Source organism: Micromonospora sp. NPDC049151, assembly GCF_040648395.1.
In the GTDB taxonomy this organism is placed as follows: Bacteria; Actinomycetota; Actinomycetes; order Mycobacteriales; family Micromonosporaceae; genus Micromonospora.
Map to the genome: position 1 here is coordinate 70,656 of NZ_JBEZDP010000027.1, position 20,351 is coordinate 91,006.

A 20,351-nucleotide genomic window follows, 5' to 3' on the forward strand; every position below is an offset into this window, starting at 1 on the left:
ATCAGCCGGCAGTCCTGCGAGGGCTGCGGTGTAGAGGTGAGTCCAGTTGGACCCGGCTGGGCCGCGCTGCTGCCGAGCGGCCGATGCGGCCGGTGTTGGCATCGGGCGGGCGCCCCTCCATACCTGCTGGAGGTCTGCGCTGTGGTCGCCGTGACCATCGTGGTCCTCGCCGCTCCCACCACCCCGGTGTTGCTGGCCGGCCTGTGGTGGGCCGGTTGCGCCGTCCCGCTCGTGTTCATCGACGCTCAGGTGCACCGTCTGCCCAACGTCATCACTCTGCCAGCGGCGGCCGGCGTCTTCGTTCTGCTCACCGTCGACGCAGCGGTCACCGATCGTTGGGAGCACATGCTCAGCGCGGCGATCTGCGCGGCCGTCGCCACCACGGTGTTCGTCAGCATGGGGCTGGTGCTGGGCAACCGCGGCATGGGCCTGGGCGACGTCAACCTGATCCTCTCGGTGACCGCCGTGCTGGGGTGGTGGGGCTGGGGCGCGGCGTTCGGCGCAGTGTTCTTGGGCTTTCTCGGCGCGGGACTCGTAGGTGTCGTGCTGCTGGCCAGCGGACGTGTCCCCCGTGGGGCTCACATCCCGATGGGCCCCTTCTTCATCGCTGGGGCGTTGGCGATGCTCGCACTCATGGCTTGAGCACCGCTCGGGTAACTGGGCCTGCCCAATCGGTCCAGAGCGGCACTCTGGGTCTGCGTCACCTACCGGTGCAGCAGACCCTCTTATGGAAGATACGGACAGATGGTTTGCGCTAAGCCACGGCGCTCGGGCCCTCGAGCAGTTGGCCAACATGTTTCGCGTCAACCGGGAACTGGCCGATGTTGACGTGATAGCGGTTCACGCCGTCATATGCTGCTTCGTCCGACTCCGCGAGGGTCGCAACCGTGGCGGCATCGGCGAACCGGATTACGGGGTCGGTACCCGTGAGATGGCAGAAGGCATAGATTGGCAAGCAGTCCAGAGCCTCCGTGATCGCCATCAACGCCCGGACCCGCTCGGGTGGTGTCCCGAACAGGCCGTCAGCGGTCGTGGTCCCCTTCACCTGCACGAGAAGCCGAAGACCAACCTTCGTTGCGATTAGGTCAGCGAAGGGACAGTTGCCAACCAGTTCGTTGAGGTTAATGACCTCATATCCAATGCTGCGAAAGACGTCCGCGACAGCCGCCTCAGCGGTGCGACCAACCGCAACCCGATCAACCATCGTTCCTCCCGCTCTACTCGATGTCCTCTACAAGCATGGTGGCAGCATCGCGTGACAGAGTGACGATGAGACGGGTTGGTCGAACCGGCCGTGGCCACGCCAGCGATTCCTGCTGAATCGGCGCAAACGCCGGCATGGGTGCCATATCCGCGGGAAAGCGGCTCAGATTAGAGTCCACAAACTAACTAAAACGGTCTTCGGATGGCAGCGACCTGCCGGCTCCAGTTGCTGACGGCGACGACCTTCACGACGTCGCCGGTCTTGGGCGCCTGAACGAGGTACTGCCGCCCGCCGCGGTCGGTGCCGATGTACATGCCGACGTGGCGGGGACGCAACATCGTGCCGTCGGAGCCGGGGATGAAGATGAGGTCGCCGGGCTGCATCGCGGCCAGTGAGGGGACGGCGACGCCGGTGCGCACTTGGTCGGCCGTGACCCGGGGGATCTGCACGCCGCCTCTGGCCCAGGCGGCCATCATCAGACCGGAGCAGTCGTAGCTGTCGGGTCCTTCGGCGCCCCAGACGTAGGGCTTGCCTCGCTGGGCGAGCGCGAAGGAGACCACGGCCCGAAGCTGCGGGTCCGTTGGCAGGACGAAGCCTTCGGGTAGGCCCGCATCGTCCAGGGGTGGCAGCCCGTCGCCGCCGTCGCTGGTGCAGACGATGTCTAGCCCGTCGCTGATCACAGCCACCAGCTGCTCGGCCTCGGGCTGCCACTTCGCGTACGCGTCAGGGAACGCTGAACGCTGCACGGCCTGCGCGGCCTGGGTGAGCGGCATGGTCTGCCAGCCGTCGATCTCGACCAGGTGCTCGTAGAACTTTCGGGCGGCATATCTGGGGTCGAGGATCTGCTCGGGGGTGCCCCAGCCCTGGCTGGGTCGCTGCTGGAACAAGCCGAGTGAGTCGTGGTCGTTGTGCGCCCCGAGGTGACCGAGGTTGCGCAGGGTGGACTCCTGCATCGCGGTGGCGACGGCGACCTCCCAGCCGTAGCGCGGCACGTGCATCTCGGCGCCCACGGCGACGATGGTGGCGGCGTTGCCGGCCTGCTCGGAGGTCCAGGAGCCCTGGGCGGGCCAATTTCGCGGCTCGGCTGTGCCACCGGAGGAGGCGCTGGGCGGACTGATGGTGCAGGCCGTCGCAGGGCTCGCCCCGAGTACCGACAACGCGACGAATACGACCAGGGCCAGCGGCGCCAGGACAACGGTGGCGAGCCCGCCGGCGAGGATCAGCCACCGGCGGCTCATCGCAGACCTGTCTGACGGATCTGGTACTCGCTGACCCGCCAGCCGGGACCGTCCGGGCCCCCGCAGCGCAGGGCGCAGTCGATGACGCTGCGCTCTGTCCAGCCACGCCAGCCGTCCTCGCCCACGGGGGTCGCGGTCACCCGGATCGTGCGCCGCGCGGTGATCGCGCTGTCCGCCGGCTGTAGGTCGGCGAAGGGATCCACGACGGTGTTGAGGCGGACGCGGTGACCGGCCCAGGTCGTCCAGCGGCCCTCGCGGTCGGCGGCGGCGCTCTGTCCGGCCAGGGTGCCGCTCGCGAAGCGCATGGCCCGCTGGTAGGCGTCGCCCGGGCCCGCGTCGCGGCGGGTGTCGGCGCTGTAGAGGGCCAGCACGAACCGCCGGCACACCTGCCCGGCATCGGCGTAAGAGAAGCCGGGCTGCGTCGGCGGCGGCACCGGGGCGGCCATGCCGACCGGTCCGGGGCTGGCCGCGGGTCTGGTGGTGCTCGGCTTGGCTGACGTCGGCTGGGCACCGGGGGCGCAGCCGGTAACGGCCAACGTCAGGGTGACTGCCGCTGCTACTCGGATTCGCGCGTACATGGTCACGACGGTGTCGGGTCGCCGGGGCCGTTACCGCTGCCGACTCCCGCTGGTAACGGCGGTAGCGGCGGCGGCCATACCAGCGTCAACGCTGCCGTCAGCGACGCCTGGTCAGGGTGCACGGCAGATGCCCGACTGGGGTGTCCTGACCTTCGGGAGACCTGCTGTGCTTGCTCACTACCTGGCCACCGCCGCCGCGTTCACAGAGGGGCAGATCGGCGCTGCGGCGGACGTTCTGGCCGCTCCGCCGAATCCTGGACCCGCCGCACCGCCCGGCCTGGAGGCGACCGGGAACCTGTTCCTCGGCTGGATGAAGTGGATCCTCATCGTCGCCGGCGTCGGCGGCCTGTTGGTCTGCGGGATCATGATGGCTGTCGGTCGCCGCAACCGCTCTGCGTTCGCCGCCGACGGCGCGGCCGGCATCCCCTGGGTGCTGGCCGGACTAACGTGCGGGGCGGTCGCGGCCGTCGTGGTCGGCGCGGTCCTGCCGGGCTAAGCAATGACCTACAACGTCATCGCTCGCGCCCGCCGCACCACGCGCCGCCGGCTCACCGCCGCTTGTGTGACCGCAGCGGCGGTGGTCGGTGCCGTGACCGTCGCGGTGGCGGTCGGCGCGGAGCCGAAGCAGACCGTCACCTCACCGGCGGGTCCGGGAGCGCCAGCCCGCCCCGACACTGGCGCCGCTACCGCTGAATCCGCAGGCCTGCCTAGCGACCTGGGTTGGGCCAACGTGGCGGGTATCTCCGTACCGGTATCAACCCAGTCCGGTCCTCGCCTTACGAGCGACGGCCAGGCGCGCGGGTTCGCGCACGATCATGCCGGCGCGGTCCTCGCCGCGGTGCACATCGTCGTGCGCGTCAACCCGCAGGTCGGTCCCACCGTCTTCGTCCCCACGTTGCGCACCCAGGTGGTCGGAACGGACGCGGCCGCGATGCGGGTCCAGGTGGCCCAGGCGTACGACGAGCTGCGCGGTCCGGTGGGCGTGGCGTACGGGCAGCCCATCGGGCGCCTGTACGCCACCCTGCGGGGCTATCGGATCCTCAGCTATACAGGCGACGAGGTGAACCTGCGCCTGTTGACCGAGGCCCCTGACGCCTCTGGTGCTCCAGTGCTGGCCAGCACGGAGCTGCGCCTGCGCTGGAGCGGCGCGGACTGGGCCCTGGTAGCCCCGGTGGGCGGCACCTTCGACCAGGTGGTCACGGCGGCGTCGCCCGCCGAGGTGGCCACCTTCCTACCCTTTATCGCTGGCGGGTGAGTCATGCCTTCGTGCAATCCCTTCATCCCTCTGACCTGCACTGGAATCATCCCTGGCGGCTCGGTGAACCCCGCCGACATGGTCAGCAACACCATGGTCAACACGGTCCTGTCCGGCCTGGCCGCAGCCGTGCGGGAAGGCATCGAGTGGGTGACGGTCCTGTTGACCAGCTGGATGCTGATCCCCTCGAACGATCTGTGCTCCACCAACGGCAGCGACCCGAGCCAGTGGACAGCCGACTGGATCACCCAGTGCAACGCCGGCAGCGGCCCCGCCCAGGAGCTGCGCTCGTTCATGCTGCCCATCACGATCCTGCTACTGGCCGGCGGACTGATCTGGCAGGGCATCGCCATCACCGTCAGCCGTAAGGGCGAGCCGCTGCTACAGGCGGTACGCGGCGTGTGGAACACCGCGCTGTGGGGCAGCATCGGCATCGCCGGTACCCATCTGGTGCTCAAGGCCGGTGACAGCTACTCCATGTGGCTGCTGAGCAAGGCCGTCCTCGACGACTCCAACAAGCCACCCAACGAGGCGATGAGCAAGGCCCTGGGCGCGCTCATGCTTCCGGCGGCCAACGTGGCCCCGTTCGTGATGATCCTCGTCGGCACGATCGTCATGGTCGCCGCTCTCCTGCAGACCATCCTGATGGTCTTCCGCGAGGGATCGGTGGTGATCCTGGCCGGGCTGCTCCAGCTCGCGTCGGCGGGCACGGTGACCCGCGGCACCAGCGGCATGTTCCACAAGACCCTCGGCTGGTCGCTGGCGTTGGCCCTGTACAAGCCGGCCGCGATGTCGGTGTACGCCACCGCGTTCATGATGATGCGCGGCAACAGCCGGGACTGGCTGATGGGCCTGGGCATGCTGGTGCTGTCGGTGGTGGCCCTGCCCGCCCTGATGAAGTTCTTCACGATCTTCACCGGTCACGTTGCCTCCGGCGGCGGTGGCCTGGGCATGGCCGGGGCTGGCGCAGCGGCGGGCCTGCATGCCGCGTCGTCGGTGCGCGGAGCAGTCGGTGGTCACAGCGCCGGTGACCACGCCCGCTACATGGGCTCCCAGGGACCTGGTAGCGGCGGCCGAACCGGTGGTAGCGCACCGACCGGGGCCATGCCTACCCCCTCGGCACCGTCACCGGGCGGCGGCTCCGGCGGCGGGACCGGTAGCGCCCCGAAGGTGGTCAACGGCACCGCCACTGCCGGCGGCGCTCCCGGCCCGGTAACGCCCACCACCACCGTGCCGGCTGGCACCGGCGCCACGGCATCCGCTGGTGCAGCCGCCGGCGGAGGCGCAGCAGCTGGGGGCGCGGCCGCTGGCGGGGGCGCGGCCGCCGGAGGTGGCATGGCCGCCGGAGGTGGCATGGCCGCCGGAGGTGGCATGGCGGCGGCCGGCGCGGCCGGAGCCGCCTCCGGACCGGCGGCGCCGGTCGTCGTAGGCGCCGCTGTGGTGGCCCAGGCCGGTGTGATCGCAGCAAAGGCGGGCGCGAGCACCGCCGGCTCCGTCATGCAGGAAGGAAGTTCACCGTCGTGAGCATTGACCAGGCGCAGGTGCGCACCTACGGGGGCTGGCGGCGGGCGCGGGGCATGGGCCTGTTCGGCCTCGGACCGATGCAGACCTTCGTCGTCCTCGCGGCGATCACCGTGCTGATCATCTCAGGGTCAATGGGGCTGCGGGCGCTGGCCATCTCCGCCGGGCCGTGCGCGCTGCTCGTGGGCCTGCTAGTGCTGCGCTGGGACGGAGTCCCAGTGTCAGCGGGCATCGCGCAGCGGGCGCGGTGGCTGGTCGGCACCAGCCGCGGCTACACCTCCTACCGCTCCGGAGTGATGGTGACCGGCGAGCACGCCTGGCAGCTGCCAGGCGTGCTCGCGCCCACCACCCTGCTGACGGTCGAGGACGAGAGCGGCGGCGGGTACGGGGTGGTGTACAACCAGCGGCTCGGCGCCATGACGATTACGCTGCGCTGCGCGGCCACGTCGACCTGGCTGGCCGACCCCGAGGCCAGCGCGGCGTGGGTGGCCAACTGGGGCGGATGGCTGGCGAACCTGGGCTACCTGCCGATCGTCGACCACGTCGCGGTCACCGTGGACACCGCGCCGGATCCGGGCTCCCGACTCGCCGACCATGTCAGCCGGCGGATCGTGCCGCACGGGCCGGCGTCGGCTCGGCGGGTGCTGCAACGACTGGTGGAGGTGTCCCCCGCAGCCGCCGCCGACGTCGAGACCCGGGTGTCGGTGACCTTCAAGCCGGGCGCGTCCCCCAGCAAACCGAAGAACCTCGACGAGGCGCTCGAGGAGATTAGTCGCACCCTGCCCGGTCTGCAGGATTCCCTGGGCAGCTGTGGCCTGACCGTCCTCGGCCGGGCCAGCGCGGAGAACATCTCGGCCATCGTGCGTACGGCGTTCGACCCGGCCAGCCGGGGCGACGTGGCCCGGCTGACCGCGACCCCCGGGCTGGACCTGAGTCGGTGGGTGGACTGGGACACCGCTGGGCCGGTGATGGCCGAGGAGCACCTCGACCGGTACGTGCACGACTCCGGCACGTCGGTGTCGTGGGCGTGGCACGAGGCGCCACGCCAGCACGTACACGCCGACGTCCTCGCTCGCCTGCTCGCCCCGGGTCCGTACCCGAAGCGGGTGTCGCTGCTATACCGGCCCTTCCCCGCTGGGGAAGCCGCGCGGATCGTGGAGAGTGAGGTCAACGCCGCGGCGTTCCGGGCGGCATACAACCGGGCGCAGAAGCGCGACGAGTCCGCCCGAGACCACGCCGACCGGGAACGGGCCTTGCAGACCGCGCGGGAAGAGGCGACCGGCTCCGGCGTGGGCCTGATGTCGCTGTTCGTCACCACCACCGTGATCTCCGCCGACGACCTGGGCCGCGCCATCGCCGACGTGGAGTCCCGCGCCGACGTGGCCAAGATCCGGCTACGGCGACTGCGCGCCAGCCAGGCCGCCGGCTTCGCGATGACCCTGCCGTGCGGCGTCTGCCCGCCGCAGCTGGCCCGCCATTGGCCCCGCTGACACAGCCCGCGATCTGGAGGATCCGATGAAGAGCAGCACCATCGACGCGGTAGCCCTGGCGCCGGCATGGGGTGTACGCGCCCCCGGCGCCGGCCGGGCCAGCCACGTCTCCCCCGGCATGGAATACCAGGGCACAACCGTGCAACTGTGTGGCCTCTACCCGTTCGTCGCCGGGTCCGGTGCGCCCACGATCGGGGTGCCGATCGGACGCCACATGCTGTGGGGTGAGGTCGTCTGCCTCGACCCCCTCGAGTGGCTGCGCGAGGGCCTGATCACCAACCCGGGTGTGTTCGTCCTCGGCCAGCCCGGGGTCGGCAAGTCCACGGTGGTCAAGCGCCTGATCACCGGGATGACCGGGTTTGGCACCAGCGCGTTGATCCTCGGCGACACCAAACCCGACTACACCCGGCTCGTCGAACATCTGGGCGGGCAGGTCATCCGGGTCGGCCGCGGCCTGGACCGGCTCAACCCGCTCGACTCCGGCCCGCTCGGCAGCGCGCTCGCCCGAATGGGCGCCGCCGATGCCCGGCAGCTGCAACTGGAGATCCGGGGCCGGCGCATGTCACTGCTGCTGGCACTGTGCGCGCTGGTGCGGGGGCAGGCGCTGAACAACACCGAGGAGATCATCCTCGGCCGGGCGATCGACGTACTCACGGAACGACTCGACGGCGACCCCACGGTGCCAGACGTGCTGCGCCTGGTCGAAGCCGGCGCCGACGAGCTACTGACCGCGGCTCGGGCGCGCACCGACGGCGAGTACCGCCGCCGCGTCGACCAGCTCGTGCCCACCCTGGCGCTGCTGTGCGAGGGCAGCCTACGCGGGGTGTTCGACGGCCCGACCACCAAGCCCCTGGACCTGGATGCCCCAGCCGTCAGCGTCGACATCTCCCAGGTAGCCGCCGCCGGCGACCAGCTGGTCGCCGCGGCGATGCTGTGCACCTGGGCGTACGGCTTCGGCATGGTCGACGCCGCGTCCGTGCTGGCCGATCAGGGCCTGGCGCCGCGCCGGCAGTACCTCGGCGTCATGGACGAGCTGTGGCGGGCCCTGCGCGGCGCGTCCGGGCTGGTCGAGCACGCCGACGCGCTGACCCGCCTCAACCGGCAGCGCGGCATGGCCAGCGTGATGGTCACCCACTCCCTCGCTGACCTCGATGCCCTGCCCACGCCTGAGGACCGCGCCAAGGCGCAGGGCTTCATCGAACGGTCCGCTATCAAGATCCTGGCCGGCCTGCCGCCACGCGAGCTAAACCGCGTCAACGACGTCATCAAACTGTCCGGCCCGGAGCGCGAACTGGTGGCGTCCTGGGCCGCGCCGGAAGCCTGGTTCGCCGGCTCCGTGCATCCCGGCCGGGGCAGATACCTGATCAAGACCGGTGAGCGCAACGGACTGCCGGTGTCGCTGACCCTGGTCGGTGAGGAGTGGGAGCTCTACGACACCGACGCGGCGATCCGGCAGGTGCAGCTATGAACACCCGGCCGGTCGAACCACGCGGCACCGCAGGCGGACCGCTCACCCCGTTCCTACTGCTCGGGCTGGTGTGGGCGGCAATCGCCCTGATGTGGTTGTCCTGGCTCGCGGGGCGAATCGCCGCCGCCGTGACCGGGCATCCCGCCGGTGGTCCCGGCTTCGGGTCCGCGTACCTGGAACATCTGCTGCATGCCGACTGGGCCGCGCTTTGGCCCGGGGTCTCCCCCACCGCGGTGGGTGTCGTCTACGCGGTGCTGCTGCTGGTGCTGGTCGGCCTGGGCGCTCTGGCGGCGGTGTGGTGGCAGGCGCGCAAGCCCGACGCGGAGGATCCACTGCCGTCGCTGGCCGGCCCCACCGAGGTAAAGGCCATGACGTTGCCGGTGGTTGCCACCAAGGCCCGCCGGCTGCGGACCAACCTGGCTGACGTGCTGGTGAAGGAGATCTCGGCCGAAGCGGCCGGGGTCGTGCTCGGTGCGCACCGACGGCGGCGCGGCTCGGGCCCCCGCCTTTACTCGTCCTGGGAAGACGTCGTCCTCGCGGTGATGGCACCCCGCGCCGGTAAGACGACCGCGCTGGCCGTGCAGTCAATCCTCAATGCGCCGGGGGCGGCGCTCGCCACCAGCAACAAGCCCGACCTGTGGGCCACCACGGCGGCTGCCCGGGCTGAGCAGGGCACCGTGTGGGTGTTCGACCCGCAGTCCATCGCCCACGTGGCGCAGAACTGGTGGTGGAACCCGCTGGCCGCCGTCGAGGACGTCGAGGACGCCCACCGGCTGGCCAACCACTTCGTCCAGCAGGTCCGCAACTCCCAGGGCAGCGACGACTTCTGGATCCAAGGAGCACTTGACCTGCTCACCTCGCTGATCCTCGCCGCCGCGCTAGAGGGCCGCACGCTGGCCTCGGTCCAGGCATGGCTGTCGGACTCCACGTCCCGCGAGCCGGCGACGATCCTCAAGAGCCACGGCTTCGGTGCCTCCGCCCGGGCCATGTCCGGCCGCCAGGCCGGCGCCCCCGAAACCCGCGAAGGGCTCTACGAGACCGCCCGCACCGCCGCGGCATGCCTGGTCAACCCGACCATCATGGCCTGGGTCACCCCACCGGACCTGCCGCTGCCGGCACTGGACGTCGAGGCGTTCGTTGAAACCGCCGATACGCTCTACCTGCTGTCCAAGGACGGCGCCGGTGCAGCCGCACCACTCGTCGCCGGCTTGACCGACCAAGTGCTGCGCGCCGCGGTCACCGTCGCCGAGGCGCACGGCGGCCGGCTCGACCCGCCGCTGGTCGCGTGCCTCGACGAGGCCGCGAACATCTGCAAGATCGCGGACCTACCCGAGCTGTACAGCCACTTCGGCAGTAGAGGCATCATCCCGCTGACCATCCTGCAGTCCTACCGTCAGGGAACCCGGGTCTGGGGTGAGCAGGGCATGGACGCGCTGTGGTCGGCTGCCACGGTCAAGCTAATCGGTGCCGGCATCGACGATGCGCGCTTCGCCGAGGACCTGTCCCGGCTCGTCGGCGAGCACGATGTCACCGTCGCCTCCCGTACGCGCGATGGCCAGGGCCGTACGTCGTACCAGACTTCCGTGCGTCGGCAGCGGATCCTCGACCCGGCGCAGATCCGTGCCCTGCCGAAGGGCTCGGCGCTGCTGTTCGCCACCGGCATCCGGGTGGCCATGCTCGATCTGCTCCCTTGGTACGACGAGCCGAGCGCCGAGCGGCTGACCGCGGCTGTCGCCGCCTCCACCGCCGAGATGACGCGCCAGGCCCAGCGCACCCGCGCCGCACGTCGCGTTCGCATGGCGCAACGCTCCTGGCTAGGTCGGGCCGGCTGAAGCTAGTTTGGATATCGGAGGTTGGCCATGGGTGCACCTCGGATCAGTCACCCGACATTCCCTGTACGCGGCACCGAGCTCGAGCCCGGGCGGCTCTTGGCGGCCGTAACGGCCGCGGTGACGTACTACCGTGCCCAGCTTGATCACGCCGACGGCCCGCGCGCCTATCTCGCCGAACGCGGCCTTCGTGTTCTCGTGCAACGGGAGTGGCCGTGGCGGGTGGGGTATGCCCCACCGGGTTGGAGTTCGCTGACCAGCCACCTGCGCGCCGCCGGTTTCACGGCGGAGGAGCTAATCGGCGCAGGCTTGTCGACCCGCACTCGACAGGACCCGGACCGACTCATCGACGTGTTCCGGGACCGGGTCATGTTCCCGGTGCGTGACCCGGCCGGGCACGCCGTAGCGTTTCTCGGCCGCTCCGGCCCCGGCGCTGGTGAGAACGTACCGAAGTACATCAACAGCCCTGAAACGGCGCTCTATGACAAGGGACAGCTGCTGTTCGGTGTTGCGGAGCAGCAGGAGCGCATCGCCGGACGATGGACCCCGGTCCTGGTCGAAGGGCCTGCCGATGTCCTCGCGGTGTGGCTGTCCTACTCCCGATCGGGCCGGACCGGAGCGGTCGCTCTCGCGCCGTGTGGCACCGCGCTCACCGACACCCAGGCCGCGATCCTCCGGCGGCTTCCGGGCGCGACCCAAGGCTTGGTTGGGGCCTTCGATGGGGATCCTGCGGGCCGCGCAGCGGTTGGTCGGGCGTTTCAGCTGCTCCGGCATCCGCGCTTTCCCGGCCCCCTGCTGGCAGCTGAGTTCAGCGCCGGCGCCGACCCGGCAGACCTGGTGCGACGACCCAACGGCAAGGCTCAGCTGCGGGCGATCCTGCAGCGACAGACGCGGCCCATGCTCGACGCGGTGGTCGACCACTGCCTTGCCCGGCTCGTCGAACGGCATCCCCGCCTGCTGGAGGACATCGACGGCAGGTGCACAGCGGTGCGCCTTCTGACGCCGCTGCTGTACGAGGCGACAGATCCGGACGAGGCGATCCGGGTGGCCCGGCACATCGTCGCGCACGTCAGGGTAGGCGTCGACACCGTCGCGATTGCTGCGCTCGCGCACCTCGAAGCCGTAGTACACGGCCTCGATCCGCCTATCAACGCTGGTCCCGAGCTGCGTAGACCCTGCGGCAGGCACCCAACGACGGACGGCCAACGCGCATCGACCCGTCCTTTCCCGACTGTCGAGTGATAGGCTTCGTCCCCGGTATAGGAGCAGGACCCGCAGATGCAACGGCGCAGGTCGGGCGGTGATTAATGGCGAAAGTGCGCCAAGAGTCGGAAGATGACGGAGCCGGGATACCGTACGGGCGACTGGCCGCGATTGACACCGTCCGGAATGTTGCAGTCGAGCGAGTTGGTGGCCGCCCGGGATTCGATTGTCTATTGGGCTTTCTGGCGTGGGAGCAAGTCGGGCTGGCTGACCCCGGATTCGTCTGGTCGTTGTTCTTAGAGCCGGCGGAATTGGCGCAGCAGTTTGCGGCTAGGTATGAGTTGGCGGTGAACAGGTTCCATCTGATCGAGATCCTCCTTGTGCGCGCCCAGCAAATGCGCGACCAGGAAGCTGTGAAACTGGCAGGTCGCATTATGCAACGCATGCAAAAGATCCGGGCTGACGGTGGGAACACCAGGCCGCTGCTATACCTCGGCACCAACGACGAGGGCATCGCCGCCGCTATCGCCATATACGACGACTTCTGGACCGAGAGGTGGGGAGCATGGGTAGATCCTTCATTCTCGCAGTCGGAGTAAACGCCTACCGATCGGCCGACATCCCGAACCTTAACTGGGCGGTCGCCGACGCCACCGCGTTCCACGACGCCGCCATCCGGGGCCGAGAAGGCAGTTCAGTTCGGTCCCGCCTCCTGGTCGAGGACGACGCCACCACTGCGAACGTCCGGGAGTCGCTGGGCGGCTGGCTGGCCGAGGCAGGGCCCGACGATAACGTAATGGCGTTCTTCGCCGGTCATGGCGCCCGCGAAATGAGGTTAGACGGCAACCCTACGGCCGGGCCGGAGGCTTACCTGTTACCGTCCGACGTGGATCTCGATCGTTTGTATTCTACGGGGATTTCCCTGACCCACGAGCTGCCGATTGCACGGGCGCGGATTGGTGCCGGCAATGTCACGCTAATCTTCGACTGCTGCCACGCTGGCGGCGGCGTCGGGTTCGCCAACGGAGTCCGCTCGCGCGGCATCGACGGCCCGATCTTTCGCCGTAGGCAAGCCCTAACAAATGCCCAGCTCAACGTTGCAGTGTCATTGCCGGGCGGTGGTCGACAGGCCATTGGCGACGGCGTCGCGATTCTCATGGCATGCGGCCAGCATCAGCAGGCTTTAGAGTCTGACAACCTGGGCCACGGAATCTTCACGCACCATCTGCTCCGCGCGTTGGACCAAAGACCCAGCGGCGCACCGGACGCGGTACCGCTCGGCGTCGCCTATGCGCAGGTGGTGCAGGCCGTACTGTCAGACACGCAAGGTCGGCAACTGCCAGTGCTCGAAGGGCGCATGGCTGACCAACAGCTCTTCGTGGGCGGTTCAAAGCGCTCATGATGCCGAACGCGTCGCTGTTCAACGTGCTGGCCGATACTCGCAGCGCGGACCAGGTCATTCGGCTGACAGCAGAGGCGCTACCCGACGGTGCCGGCGGCCCAGTCACTACAAATCACATCTACCGGCATGAATGGACTCACTACTTCCAGTACAGCGCTCTTCCGACCGGGTTCTTCTTGTCCCAGTACCGCCGCAACTGCTTTACCAGGCTCAAGGATTTGTTGCGCCAGCCCCGCAACGGCAAACACTTCGCGCTTGATCCGTTCTTCGAACAGCTCAGCAGCTTCAACGCGATCTGGGAAGCATGGCCGCCGGACTGGTACTCAGCCTACACAAGGGCCGACACTCAAGTCGTGGAAGCGCATCTGACCCGTGCTGGAATCCTTGAGGTGCGGCTAGCCAAGCCTGACTACGTAATTTCATTACCACTCGGCCTACACGCCGTATACGAGGCAATGGCCTGGTGCGCCGCAGCGATAACCCACCAATTCCAGCAGGACATCCCACGCACCGTTGACGCATTCGTCTACACGTGGCCGTTGTGGGTGCTCGCCGATGCCACCGGACGCGATCTAGACGATGTACGAGACGAGGAGCGCATGGCGCTGATGCCGTTTTTGTTCCTCGCCTCGTGTTACGACGACCGAATTATGCCCAACACAGCCCGGCTCCCCGAGTCGTTCGCGGCGATGAGTGCCGAGTTGAGCCGCCGCGACGTTACTGTCGGCAGGCTCACGTGGCAGCTGTTTCGCGACTACGAACGCTTCTGGAGCCGGCCACTGAACCTCGCAAATTGCGATGCATATCTGCGCGGCATCGGACTGCCAGCGCTAACACGTCTATTCGAAGAGACTATGCATGTGGGCCGCCTCAGCCTCACCGAGCACAAGCGGTTCCTCGACAATCTCTCCGAAACCCTGCCGCCAGACTATGCGCCGCTACTACCAGACGTCCTCACGGAAGTGAACCTGATTGAGAACAGTCTGCATAACCTTGGCGTAGTCATCGCAGATGCTGACCGCGCGCTGACCTGGCCGCTCCTTCTGGAACCGGAGCTCATTCCGCCAGTATGCGCGCTGGAGACACCGAACGGCTATCAGTGGTTCTCCATCCGACACGAGAACGATGGGCCAGCGGATGTTGAGCGCCTAGAAAGCAGGGTGATACTCCGCCAATTGGCGGCAATTATGGAACACGTACTTATGCAACTCTCGTTCGACACCCACGTAGCCTGCTACGGGCCGCTGGACTGGCATCAGCCCATCAACGCATGCCCCGCCGCTTCGCGATGCATGGCGTTGCCGCACAAAAGGGGCATCGAGTTCTGTGTCGACCAGGCGTGGCGGGAACGGATCGGCGAAGTCGTACCGGCCGTGTTCAACTATCACGGTGTAGAGCCGCCTGAGGAACTCATTCCGGGAATCGGTTCAGCCGTCCGTGAGTACGAGGCCGCGTTGCGCGGCGAAGCGCTTCCAATGGACCGGGTCAATATTAATCTGAGGGCGCTCGGCCTGGGCCCCTACCTGGCTGGTATGGACCAGCCCCGCGGTTACGACGGAGTGGACACTCCATAGCTCGCGACGGCCGGGTTTGCTCGTGGCGAGGTGAGGGTTCACGCCTTGGGCCTGGTCGGCTCCGTGCCAGTGCTAATGTCAATCCCACCACCTCCACCAATTCTCGGGTGCAGGCTGGGCCGGCATTTCTGGGCAAGAGGAATGCCGGTGCACTCCGAGATCACCGCCGGCGGCACAGTCACGGAACGGGCCATCGTCGCCGTACAGGATGGGCAACTGATGGTCGAGTTCTCGCAGCCAGGGCAGCATGCCGGTCATCTGTAGCCGGGCCTGCTCCCAGCCGTACCAAAGGGCGGTCAGCCGGGTGACCGCTTCGTCGTGGCGCCACCATTGCTGGCACCAGTGCCAGCGAGTCATGCCGACTTCACCGACCGGGCGCGGGAAGGTCGGCAGCAGATACGTGGTCACCCACTCCTCGACCGTCGAGTACAGCGGCGGCTGATCCTCTCCATCACCAGTGTGGACGCGTTCGGCATGGGTCTGCTGGAGGTCGTCGACCTGTGCCGTCAGTCTCGCCACCTCCGCAGCGAGCTCATCGAGTCGGGTAGCCGCGTCATTGCGGGCCTGCTGGGACGTGGTGGCGGTCATCGCGATCGTCCGCGCATCGGCACCGCGGTCGCTGCCGCAGCTTGCTTGGCGGCGAGCGCCGCGTCGACCTGGGCTACGCGAAGCTTCGGGAAGGCCTGCACCCACGCGGGCGTCACGAGCTTGTCAGCGTGGTCGACGGCGGCCGCCGTGGCGTCGATGTAATCAGCACCGTCGTCGTGCACCACGCTCGCCGCCTGCCCGCCTGCGTGCTCATCGACCACGGTACGAGGATCGTCCAACGCCCCGCCGTCCCGAACTCCCTCACCTCGCTCAGCAGCAGCCCTGCCTTGCAGATCACGGGCTAAGGCCTCCTCCACGTGACTCTGCGCGAGTCGGATCCCTTCGACCGAGCGTCCGCCAGCGTCGCCGGCCCGGATCGCCTGGTTCATCTCCGCCGTGAGGTCACGAAGGAGCTGCACAGGTTCACCCGCGGGGAGTTTGCCGGTGGCACGCCACTGGCGCTGTAGCTCGTCGAGAGCCTCGGGCCGTACGTGCTCGGCCAGTTTCATAGCCTCCTGACGAACAGCGGCGTCGAAGTCGTCGACCAGCGCACGGCCACCCGGTGGCAGCGCGACTGGCCCGTCCTGGCTAATCCCCGCCCGGTCGGGTGTGCCGCCGTGAGCGCGAGCGCCGTTGTGGCGGTGGCCAGCCCGGGCATCGCGCTCCCACACCTCCCGGGCGGCGGCACGCATGGCCTCAGGGATCGGCGTGCCAGCCTGTCGATGGCGTTCGTAGGCGGCCATCAGGTCCGGGCGGAACTGACGAAGTCGTTGCTCGGCGAACTCTGCCGCCCGCCGGGCTACTGGGTCGCTGCTGGCGTAGACCGTCGCGGTTCGCCAGATGGCGGCGGCCTCGGCGAAGGTGGCCTTGTTGACCAGCCAGTGGTCGTCCAGCGACGCTGCCATCCGTTCGCGGTCGCCGCGTACCTTGGCTGCCAGTCGGTCGGCTTCCCGTCGAGCCGCCGCGGCCGCCTGGTCACCTTGAGCCTGGCGATCCCGTTCGGCGGCCTTGTTCTGGATACCGACGGCGGCCCAGCGGGCACCGGCCTCGCCGACGGTCGCCATCGTCGCCAGCCCTTGCAGGAACTGCTGGCGGGTCTCGGCCATCGGGTCGTCGTGTTGCTGCGGGTGCGGCACGCGCGCCTCCCTTGGCTGCTCAACGGCCGCGCGCAGTGCGTCGGCCGCCTTCCACTCTCGGTGCGGGTGTGGGCGTTGCAGTTAGCGGCAGCGTTACCGTCGGTTGCCGGCCACCCGCTACCAGCCGCAGCGCCTCCGCCGCGGCTCGGGCCGCTTCGGCCTGGTGGAGGCGCTGCTGGGCCTTCCGCAGTTGCTCGAGAGCGTCGGCCAAGCGGGACAGGTCCATCACCAGCGCGAGTGCGGCGATGGTGTCGTCGTCGCCGGAGATGCGGCCCATCAGCGCAACCAGCCGCGACATGGCGCGCATCTCCTGCGATCGGCTGGTGGGCCGACGGATGCGCCCGTACAGATCGCGGGCTGTACGGTCGAAGACCTCGGCGGCCCGGTGCAGTGGTCCACGCCGGTCACCCTCCATCGCGTACGCCAGGCTGGTGAGCAAGTCAGCTGCGCCGACCGCGGTGGCCTGCGCCCGTGCGGGTTCGGTACGGGCGGCATGTCGGATGTCGGCGGCAGCTGCGGCGGCCACATTGGCGGCCTGGCGCATCGCCTCGACACGCTCGCGGCGGCTGACCGTCGGCGCCACCGGCGGCGGTGAAGGAATGCCCCAGCGCAGCCGCAGCTTGGGCAAGGTCATGTCAGGCGCCAACCGGCCCCCGCCGAAGTACACAGGCTGTCCGCTGGCAGTACGGGCGCCTGGAAGGGCAACCGCGTATCCGGTGATCATCTTGGCGTCGGTGCTGCTGCGCCGAAGTCGGACCAGCACTCCTGCCTGGCGTAGCCCGGCGAAGAACTCCTCCTCCGAGCTGGCTGCCGCCACTGCCCTACGTACCCGGCGGCGTAGCTCTTCTCGGGGGGTCTGAGCGCGGCCGGTACGACGGGCCTTGCTCACCTCGGCTGGGTGGGGACGGCGGTGGGCGGTGCGGTCAGCCGGCGGGACCCGGCGGTGCAGGTTGTAGCGGCGCGCGACGTTGTAGGTGGCCTTGACGCAGCGCGGATAGTCGTTGCGCATCCAGTTGGTTCGCCCGTCCTCGCGAACCAGCGTGGCGACGACGTGCACGTGGTCGTCGGCATGGCGCATGGCGACCCAGCGCAGGCCCGGATCGGTGGCGGTAGTGGCGATCCCCACCTCAGTGAGCATCTGCACGACCATGCTTGCCCAGGTCGAGTCACTGATGGTGCGGTGCCGGTCCTCAGGCGCGAGCCGCATGCTGGCGTGCCAAACGAACTTGTTCGGCGGCCGGTCGCCCGCACGAACCGGTTGCTCGAGCAATGCCGTCAGCGCGCGGAAGTCCCGCTTGCCGCTGGGGGTCACCTTCGGCTCCAGGTCAGTCAGGGGACCCGCGCCGTCCCACGCCGCCACCAGGCGGGGGTTCATGTGCTCCTCCGCCTTGCCGGGGCCCCAGAGATAGCGCAGCAGCCCGCCGACCCGTGAGCCACGCCGGTGCACTCGGGCGATCACCGCAGCTTCCTATCGATCAGAGTGATCACCTCGTCGAGCCGGACCACGGCGGTCGCGCACAGCCGGACGGCTTCGGCGGCCCAGTCGGGCAGCCGGCCGGTGGCGTTGAACGCCGCGGCGGCCTGATTGACGTTGTTGCCGAACATCGCAACCGCCCGACGGGCGGCGAACAGCTCGTGTTGCAGGTCGCGCAGGTCACCGCTCACACCACCGGGCGCCTGGCCGGCAGACGCGGCAGCGACCGCAGCCTTCGCCGCGTAGCCCGTTGGAGTCAGCTCTGCGGCTGCGGCCGCCGCCTCGATCGAGGCCTTCTCCTCATCGGAAAGCCGGAGCAGCACCGCATGCGGGCGGGCCGGCCGATTGTGCGCACGGTGCCGCGCCTTCCGGGGCCAGGCGGGCTGATCGCTGTCCATCGCCGCCACAGTGCACCCCGGGCGTTGCCGCCGACGCGAGCATCCGGGGCTACCAGCACCGGCCGGACTGTTGACCTACGGGTCGCCTGCCCGGCCCCGTACGACTGAACGGCGCCCAATCCGCCGTATCCGCCCACGCCCCTCCAGTCAGGAAAGACCTCGACGTGGATCAGTGGTGCGCGGCCTGCCGTCGTGGCCCTGGGGGCCAAGTTGGCGCTCACACGACCTGCCGGCGTCGATGCCGTTCTCGGCGAGCGCTCCGGTGGTAATTCGGTACCAAGCCGACCCGCACCGCAGCCGCGCAGCGGCGAGGAGCGGAAGCGGCGCGGTAGTAGGGGTGGTCCGGCTGCCTCACGGCAGCGACGTGCACCAGGCTGAGGCCCAGGTGGCCTCATTCAACCGTACCTACCTGGTCACGTGCACCCGTACGCCGACGCGGACCGACGCGGGCACGGCCTCGCCTCCATTGCCGATCTGCGACCGCGCCCGGTCGAAGATCGATAAGCAATGGCCATATCTTGCTCCAACCGGCCCCTCTACCGCGTCCAGTCCGCGCTCGAGCACGCAGACGCCCACCCTGCCCTAGCAGACCGCTCAGCTACGCCGAACGGCACCGCACACCTACACCATCGGCCCACGGCGGCGGCGCTCCCCGGGCAATACACTTGCGACTTTGATTCCGGTCCGGGGGACGGCGGCGACCAATGCCTCGAAAGAAGATGTGGGTTGAGTACGACGACGGATCGCATCTGTCGCAGTCGCAGAAGAAACCCGGCGAGTACAGCCCCCTCACCCGTGAAGACGGCACCAACAAGCTCGGTCACGTCACGCTGAGCGACATCGACGAGGACGACGAAGAAGATCCGTACGTCTACACCACGGATTCGAGCGAGCCCGACAGACCGCCGGCACCAGCGGAGCCGTTGTTGTCGGACCGGGAGATGGAGATGCTCGGCACCCTGCTCATCCTCGGCGCCACCGCCGCCGTAGACAAAGCCAAACCGCATGTGACGAGATGGCTGGAGCAGGCGGCGCCGGTCGTGAGGTCGACGTGGAGCCGGTTCAGATTGCGCGAGATCGGCGGCCCGGCCACCCGTGCGGAGAAGGCCGCGGCGGCAGAGGCCGCACCCCCGACCGAGACGCAGGAAGTGGTCGCCGCGCTCGAGGCGTACCGGGCCAGCATGAGCACCGAGGAAGCGCGGAACCGTTTCCTGGCGGCCCTCGTGACCCGGCTGTACAGCGAGGAGCAGCTGAGAATGCTCCGGGAAGCCCGAATCGAGGACGTCAACGGCCTCCTGGAACTGGACAGCATGGTAGAGCCGCTCACCGCTGAGCAGATCCGATCCGCCATCACGGCGCTGCTCGAGGAGAATCCGTCCCTGGTCGGCGACGGTGCGCAGGCCGAACTCGGAAAGATCCTCGGCACAAACCACCCTGAAGGCACCCAAGTACCCCTGGCCCGCAAGTCGTCCGCATAGCCGCACCGAACCGATCGCGGGTTGTAACCGCGAGTAGCTGGCCGCCCCTGGCGTCGACGAGCAACCCTGTATCCAGCAGGTCATCCTGCCGCCGTACGCGCGCCCGCTCTTCGCCTCGCACCGCGCCTACCGCCTCGCCGAAGGCACCCAATCCGCCCGCGCCCTGTTGGTACCCGACCGCCAGCAGGACCCGCCCCGACAACACGGGCCTCGGACCCGACCACTCCAACACCCCCGCCACCCGCCACAACCTGTGGCGCAGGCGGGCGAACAGTGACAGCGGTCAGTGAGTACGTCCGGTCAGATGGCGGAGAACTCGCACCGATCGAATACGCGCTCCTGCCAGTCAGTCGCCCCGTACCCATTGGGTACGGGCCCGCCGCCACACAACCCCGAGGCTGAGGAAGAGTGCTCGGGCACTAAGAGGTCCTAACTTTTTGAGGGTGGGCGTAACCGACTGGATGTGAGGGTCGTTTCGTCTGAACGTGAGGAGGGGTGAGCAGCCGCCGTGGATC

General features: G+C 68.8%; 19 protein-coding genes. 12 read left to right on the plus strand and 7 right to left on the minus strand.

Translation table 11 applies throughout. The annotated features are described in order from the left end of the window. The first annotated feature begins 150 nt into the window (after positions 1–150). Complete coding sequence (locus AB0B20_RS25460; protein WP_357474087.1) at positions 151–642, plus strand: A24 family peptidase; 492 nt, start codon at positions 151–153, stop codon at positions 640–642. Positions 643–754: 112 nt separating this feature from the next. On the opposite strand, the gene AB0B20_RS25465 is transcribed toward AB0B20_RS25460, so the two are convergent. The 3 genes from AB0B20_RS25465 to AB0B20_RS25475 all read right to left on the minus strand — a co-directional run bounded on the left by AB0B20_RS25465 (position 755) and on the right by AB0B20_RS25475 (position 2,888). Next, the gene (locus AB0B20_RS25465) at positions 755–1,204 is read right to left on the minus strand and encodes a hypothetical protein (RefSeq protein ID WP_357474090.1); all 450 of its coding nucleotides are present in this window, start codon (positions 1,202–1,204) and stop codon (positions 755–757) included. Positions 1,205–1,389: 185 nt separating this feature from the next. Next, the gene (locus AB0B20_RS25470; protein ID WP_357474093.1) at positions 1,390–2,442 is read right to left on the minus strand and encodes a C40 family peptidase; all 1,053 of its coding nucleotides are present in this window, start codon (positions 2,440–2,442) and stop codon (positions 1,390–1,392) included. Beyond that, positions 2,439–2,888 (minus strand): hypothetical protein, encoded by a 450-nt coding sequence (locus tag AB0B20_RS25475; RefSeq protein WP_357474096.1) that lies wholly within the window; start codon positions 2,886–2,888, stop codon positions 2,439–2,441. The genes AB0B20_RS25470 and AB0B20_RS25475 overlap by 4 nt, the downstream gene beginning before the upstream one ends. Before the next feature lie 298 nt (positions 2,889–3,186). Between AB0B20_RS25475 and AB0B20_RS25480 the strand changes: the two genes are divergently transcribed. From AB0B20_RS25480 to AB0B20_RS25525, 10 genes are all read left to right on the plus strand, one after another. Next, positions 3,187–3,516 (plus strand): hypothetical protein, encoded by a 330-nt coding sequence (locus AB0B20_RS25480; protein WP_357474099.1) that lies wholly within the window; start codon positions 3,187–3,189, stop codon positions 3,514–3,516. A gap of 3 nt (positions 3,517–3,519) precedes the next feature. Further along, positions 3,520–4,275 (plus strand): hypothetical protein, encoded by a 756-nt coding sequence (locus AB0B20_RS25485; protein WP_357474102.1) that lies wholly within the window; start codon positions 3,520–3,522, stop codon positions 4,273–4,275. A 63-nt stretch (positions 4,276–4,338) separates the two neighbouring features. Continuing rightward, a complete protein-coding gene (locus tag AB0B20_RS25490) occupies positions 4,339–5,799 on the plus strand; it encodes a hypothetical protein (RefSeq protein WP_357474105.1) in 1,461 nt (486 codons plus the stop codon). Continuing rightward, complete coding sequence (locus AB0B20_RS25495) at positions 5,796–7,286, plus strand: SCO6880 family protein (RefSeq protein WP_357474108.1); 1,491 nt, start codon at positions 5,796–5,798, stop codon at positions 7,284–7,286. Before AB0B20_RS25490 ends, AB0B20_RS25495 begins: the two co-directional genes overlap by 4 nt. 25 nt (positions 7,287–7,311) lie before the next feature. Beyond that, the gene (locus AB0B20_RS25500) at positions 7,312–8,754 is read left to right on the plus strand and encodes a hypothetical protein (protein WP_357474111.1); all 1,443 of its coding nucleotides are present in this window, start codon (positions 7,312–7,314) and stop codon (positions 8,752–8,754) included. After that, positions 8,751–10,586: a TraM recognition domain-containing protein gene (locus AB0B20_RS25505; RefSeq protein WP_357474114.1), complete on the plus strand. Its 1,836-nt coding sequence runs from the start codon at positions 8,751–8,753 to the stop codon at positions 10,584–10,586. The genes AB0B20_RS25500 and AB0B20_RS25505 overlap by 4 nt, the downstream gene beginning before the upstream one ends. Positions 10,587–10,703: 117 nt before the next feature. Next, a complete protein-coding gene (locus tag AB0B20_RS25510) occupies positions 10,704–11,825 on the plus strand; it encodes a toprim domain-containing protein (protein WP_357474117.1) in 1,122 nt (373 codons plus the stop codon). A 65-nt stretch (positions 11,826–11,890) separates the two neighbouring features. Next, entirely contained in the window at positions 11,891–12,385 is a 495-nt protein-coding gene (locus tag AB0B20_RS25515) for a hypothetical protein (protein ID WP_357474120.1), read from the plus strand. Further along, entirely contained in the window at positions 12,352–13,188 is an 837-nt protein-coding gene (locus AB0B20_RS25520; protein ID WP_357474123.1) for a caspase family protein, read from the plus strand. The genes AB0B20_RS25515 and AB0B20_RS25520 overlap by 34 nt, the downstream gene beginning before the upstream one ends. Next, on the plus strand, positions 13,185–14,762 hold the full coding sequence (locus tag AB0B20_RS25525; protein WP_357474126.1) for a hypothetical protein: 1,578 nt from the start codon (positions 13,185–13,187) through the stop codon (positions 14,760–14,762). The genes AB0B20_RS25520 and AB0B20_RS25525 overlap by 4 nt, the downstream gene beginning before the upstream one ends. Before the next feature lie 78 nt (positions 14,763–14,840). On the opposite strand, the gene AB0B20_RS25530 is transcribed toward AB0B20_RS25525, so the two are convergent. Genes AB0B20_RS25530 through AB0B20_RS25545 form a run of 4 tightly spaced genes read right to left on the minus strand, consistent with a single transcriptional unit; the run spans position 14,841 to position 18,358 of the window. Next, the gene (locus AB0B20_RS25530) at positions 14,841–15,350 is read right to left on the minus strand and encodes a DUF4913 domain-containing protein (protein ID WP_357474129.1); all 510 of its coding nucleotides are present in this window, start codon (positions 15,348–15,350) and stop codon (positions 14,841–14,843) included. Further along, positions 15,347–16,486, minus strand: coding sequence for a hypothetical protein (locus AB0B20_RS25535; protein WP_357474132.1), 1,140 nt, complete (start codon positions 16,484–16,486; stop codon positions 15,347–15,349). Before AB0B20_RS25535 ends, AB0B20_RS25530 begins: the two co-directional genes overlap by 4 nt. Before the next feature lie 19 nt (positions 16,487–16,505). Beyond that, the gene (locus tag AB0B20_RS25540; RefSeq protein ID WP_357474135.1) at positions 16,506–17,945 is read right to left on the minus strand and encodes a relaxase; all 1,440 of its coding nucleotides are present in this window, start codon (positions 17,943–17,945) and stop codon (positions 16,506–16,508) included. Further along, the gene (locus AB0B20_RS25545; protein ID WP_357474138.1) at positions 17,942–18,358 is read right to left on the minus strand and encodes a hypothetical protein; all 417 of its coding nucleotides are present in this window, start codon (positions 18,356–18,358) and stop codon (positions 17,942–17,944) included. Before AB0B20_RS25545 ends, AB0B20_RS25540 begins: the two co-directional genes overlap by 4 nt. Positions 18,359–19,077: 719 nt before the next feature. On the opposite strand from AB0B20_RS25545, the gene AB0B20_RS25550 reads away from it, so the two are divergent. Then, positions 19,078–19,836: a hypothetical protein gene (locus AB0B20_RS25550; RefSeq protein WP_357474141.1), complete on the plus strand. Its 759-nt coding sequence runs from the start codon at positions 19,078–19,080 to the stop codon at positions 19,834–19,836. Positions 19,837–20,351: the final 515 nt, after the last annotated feature.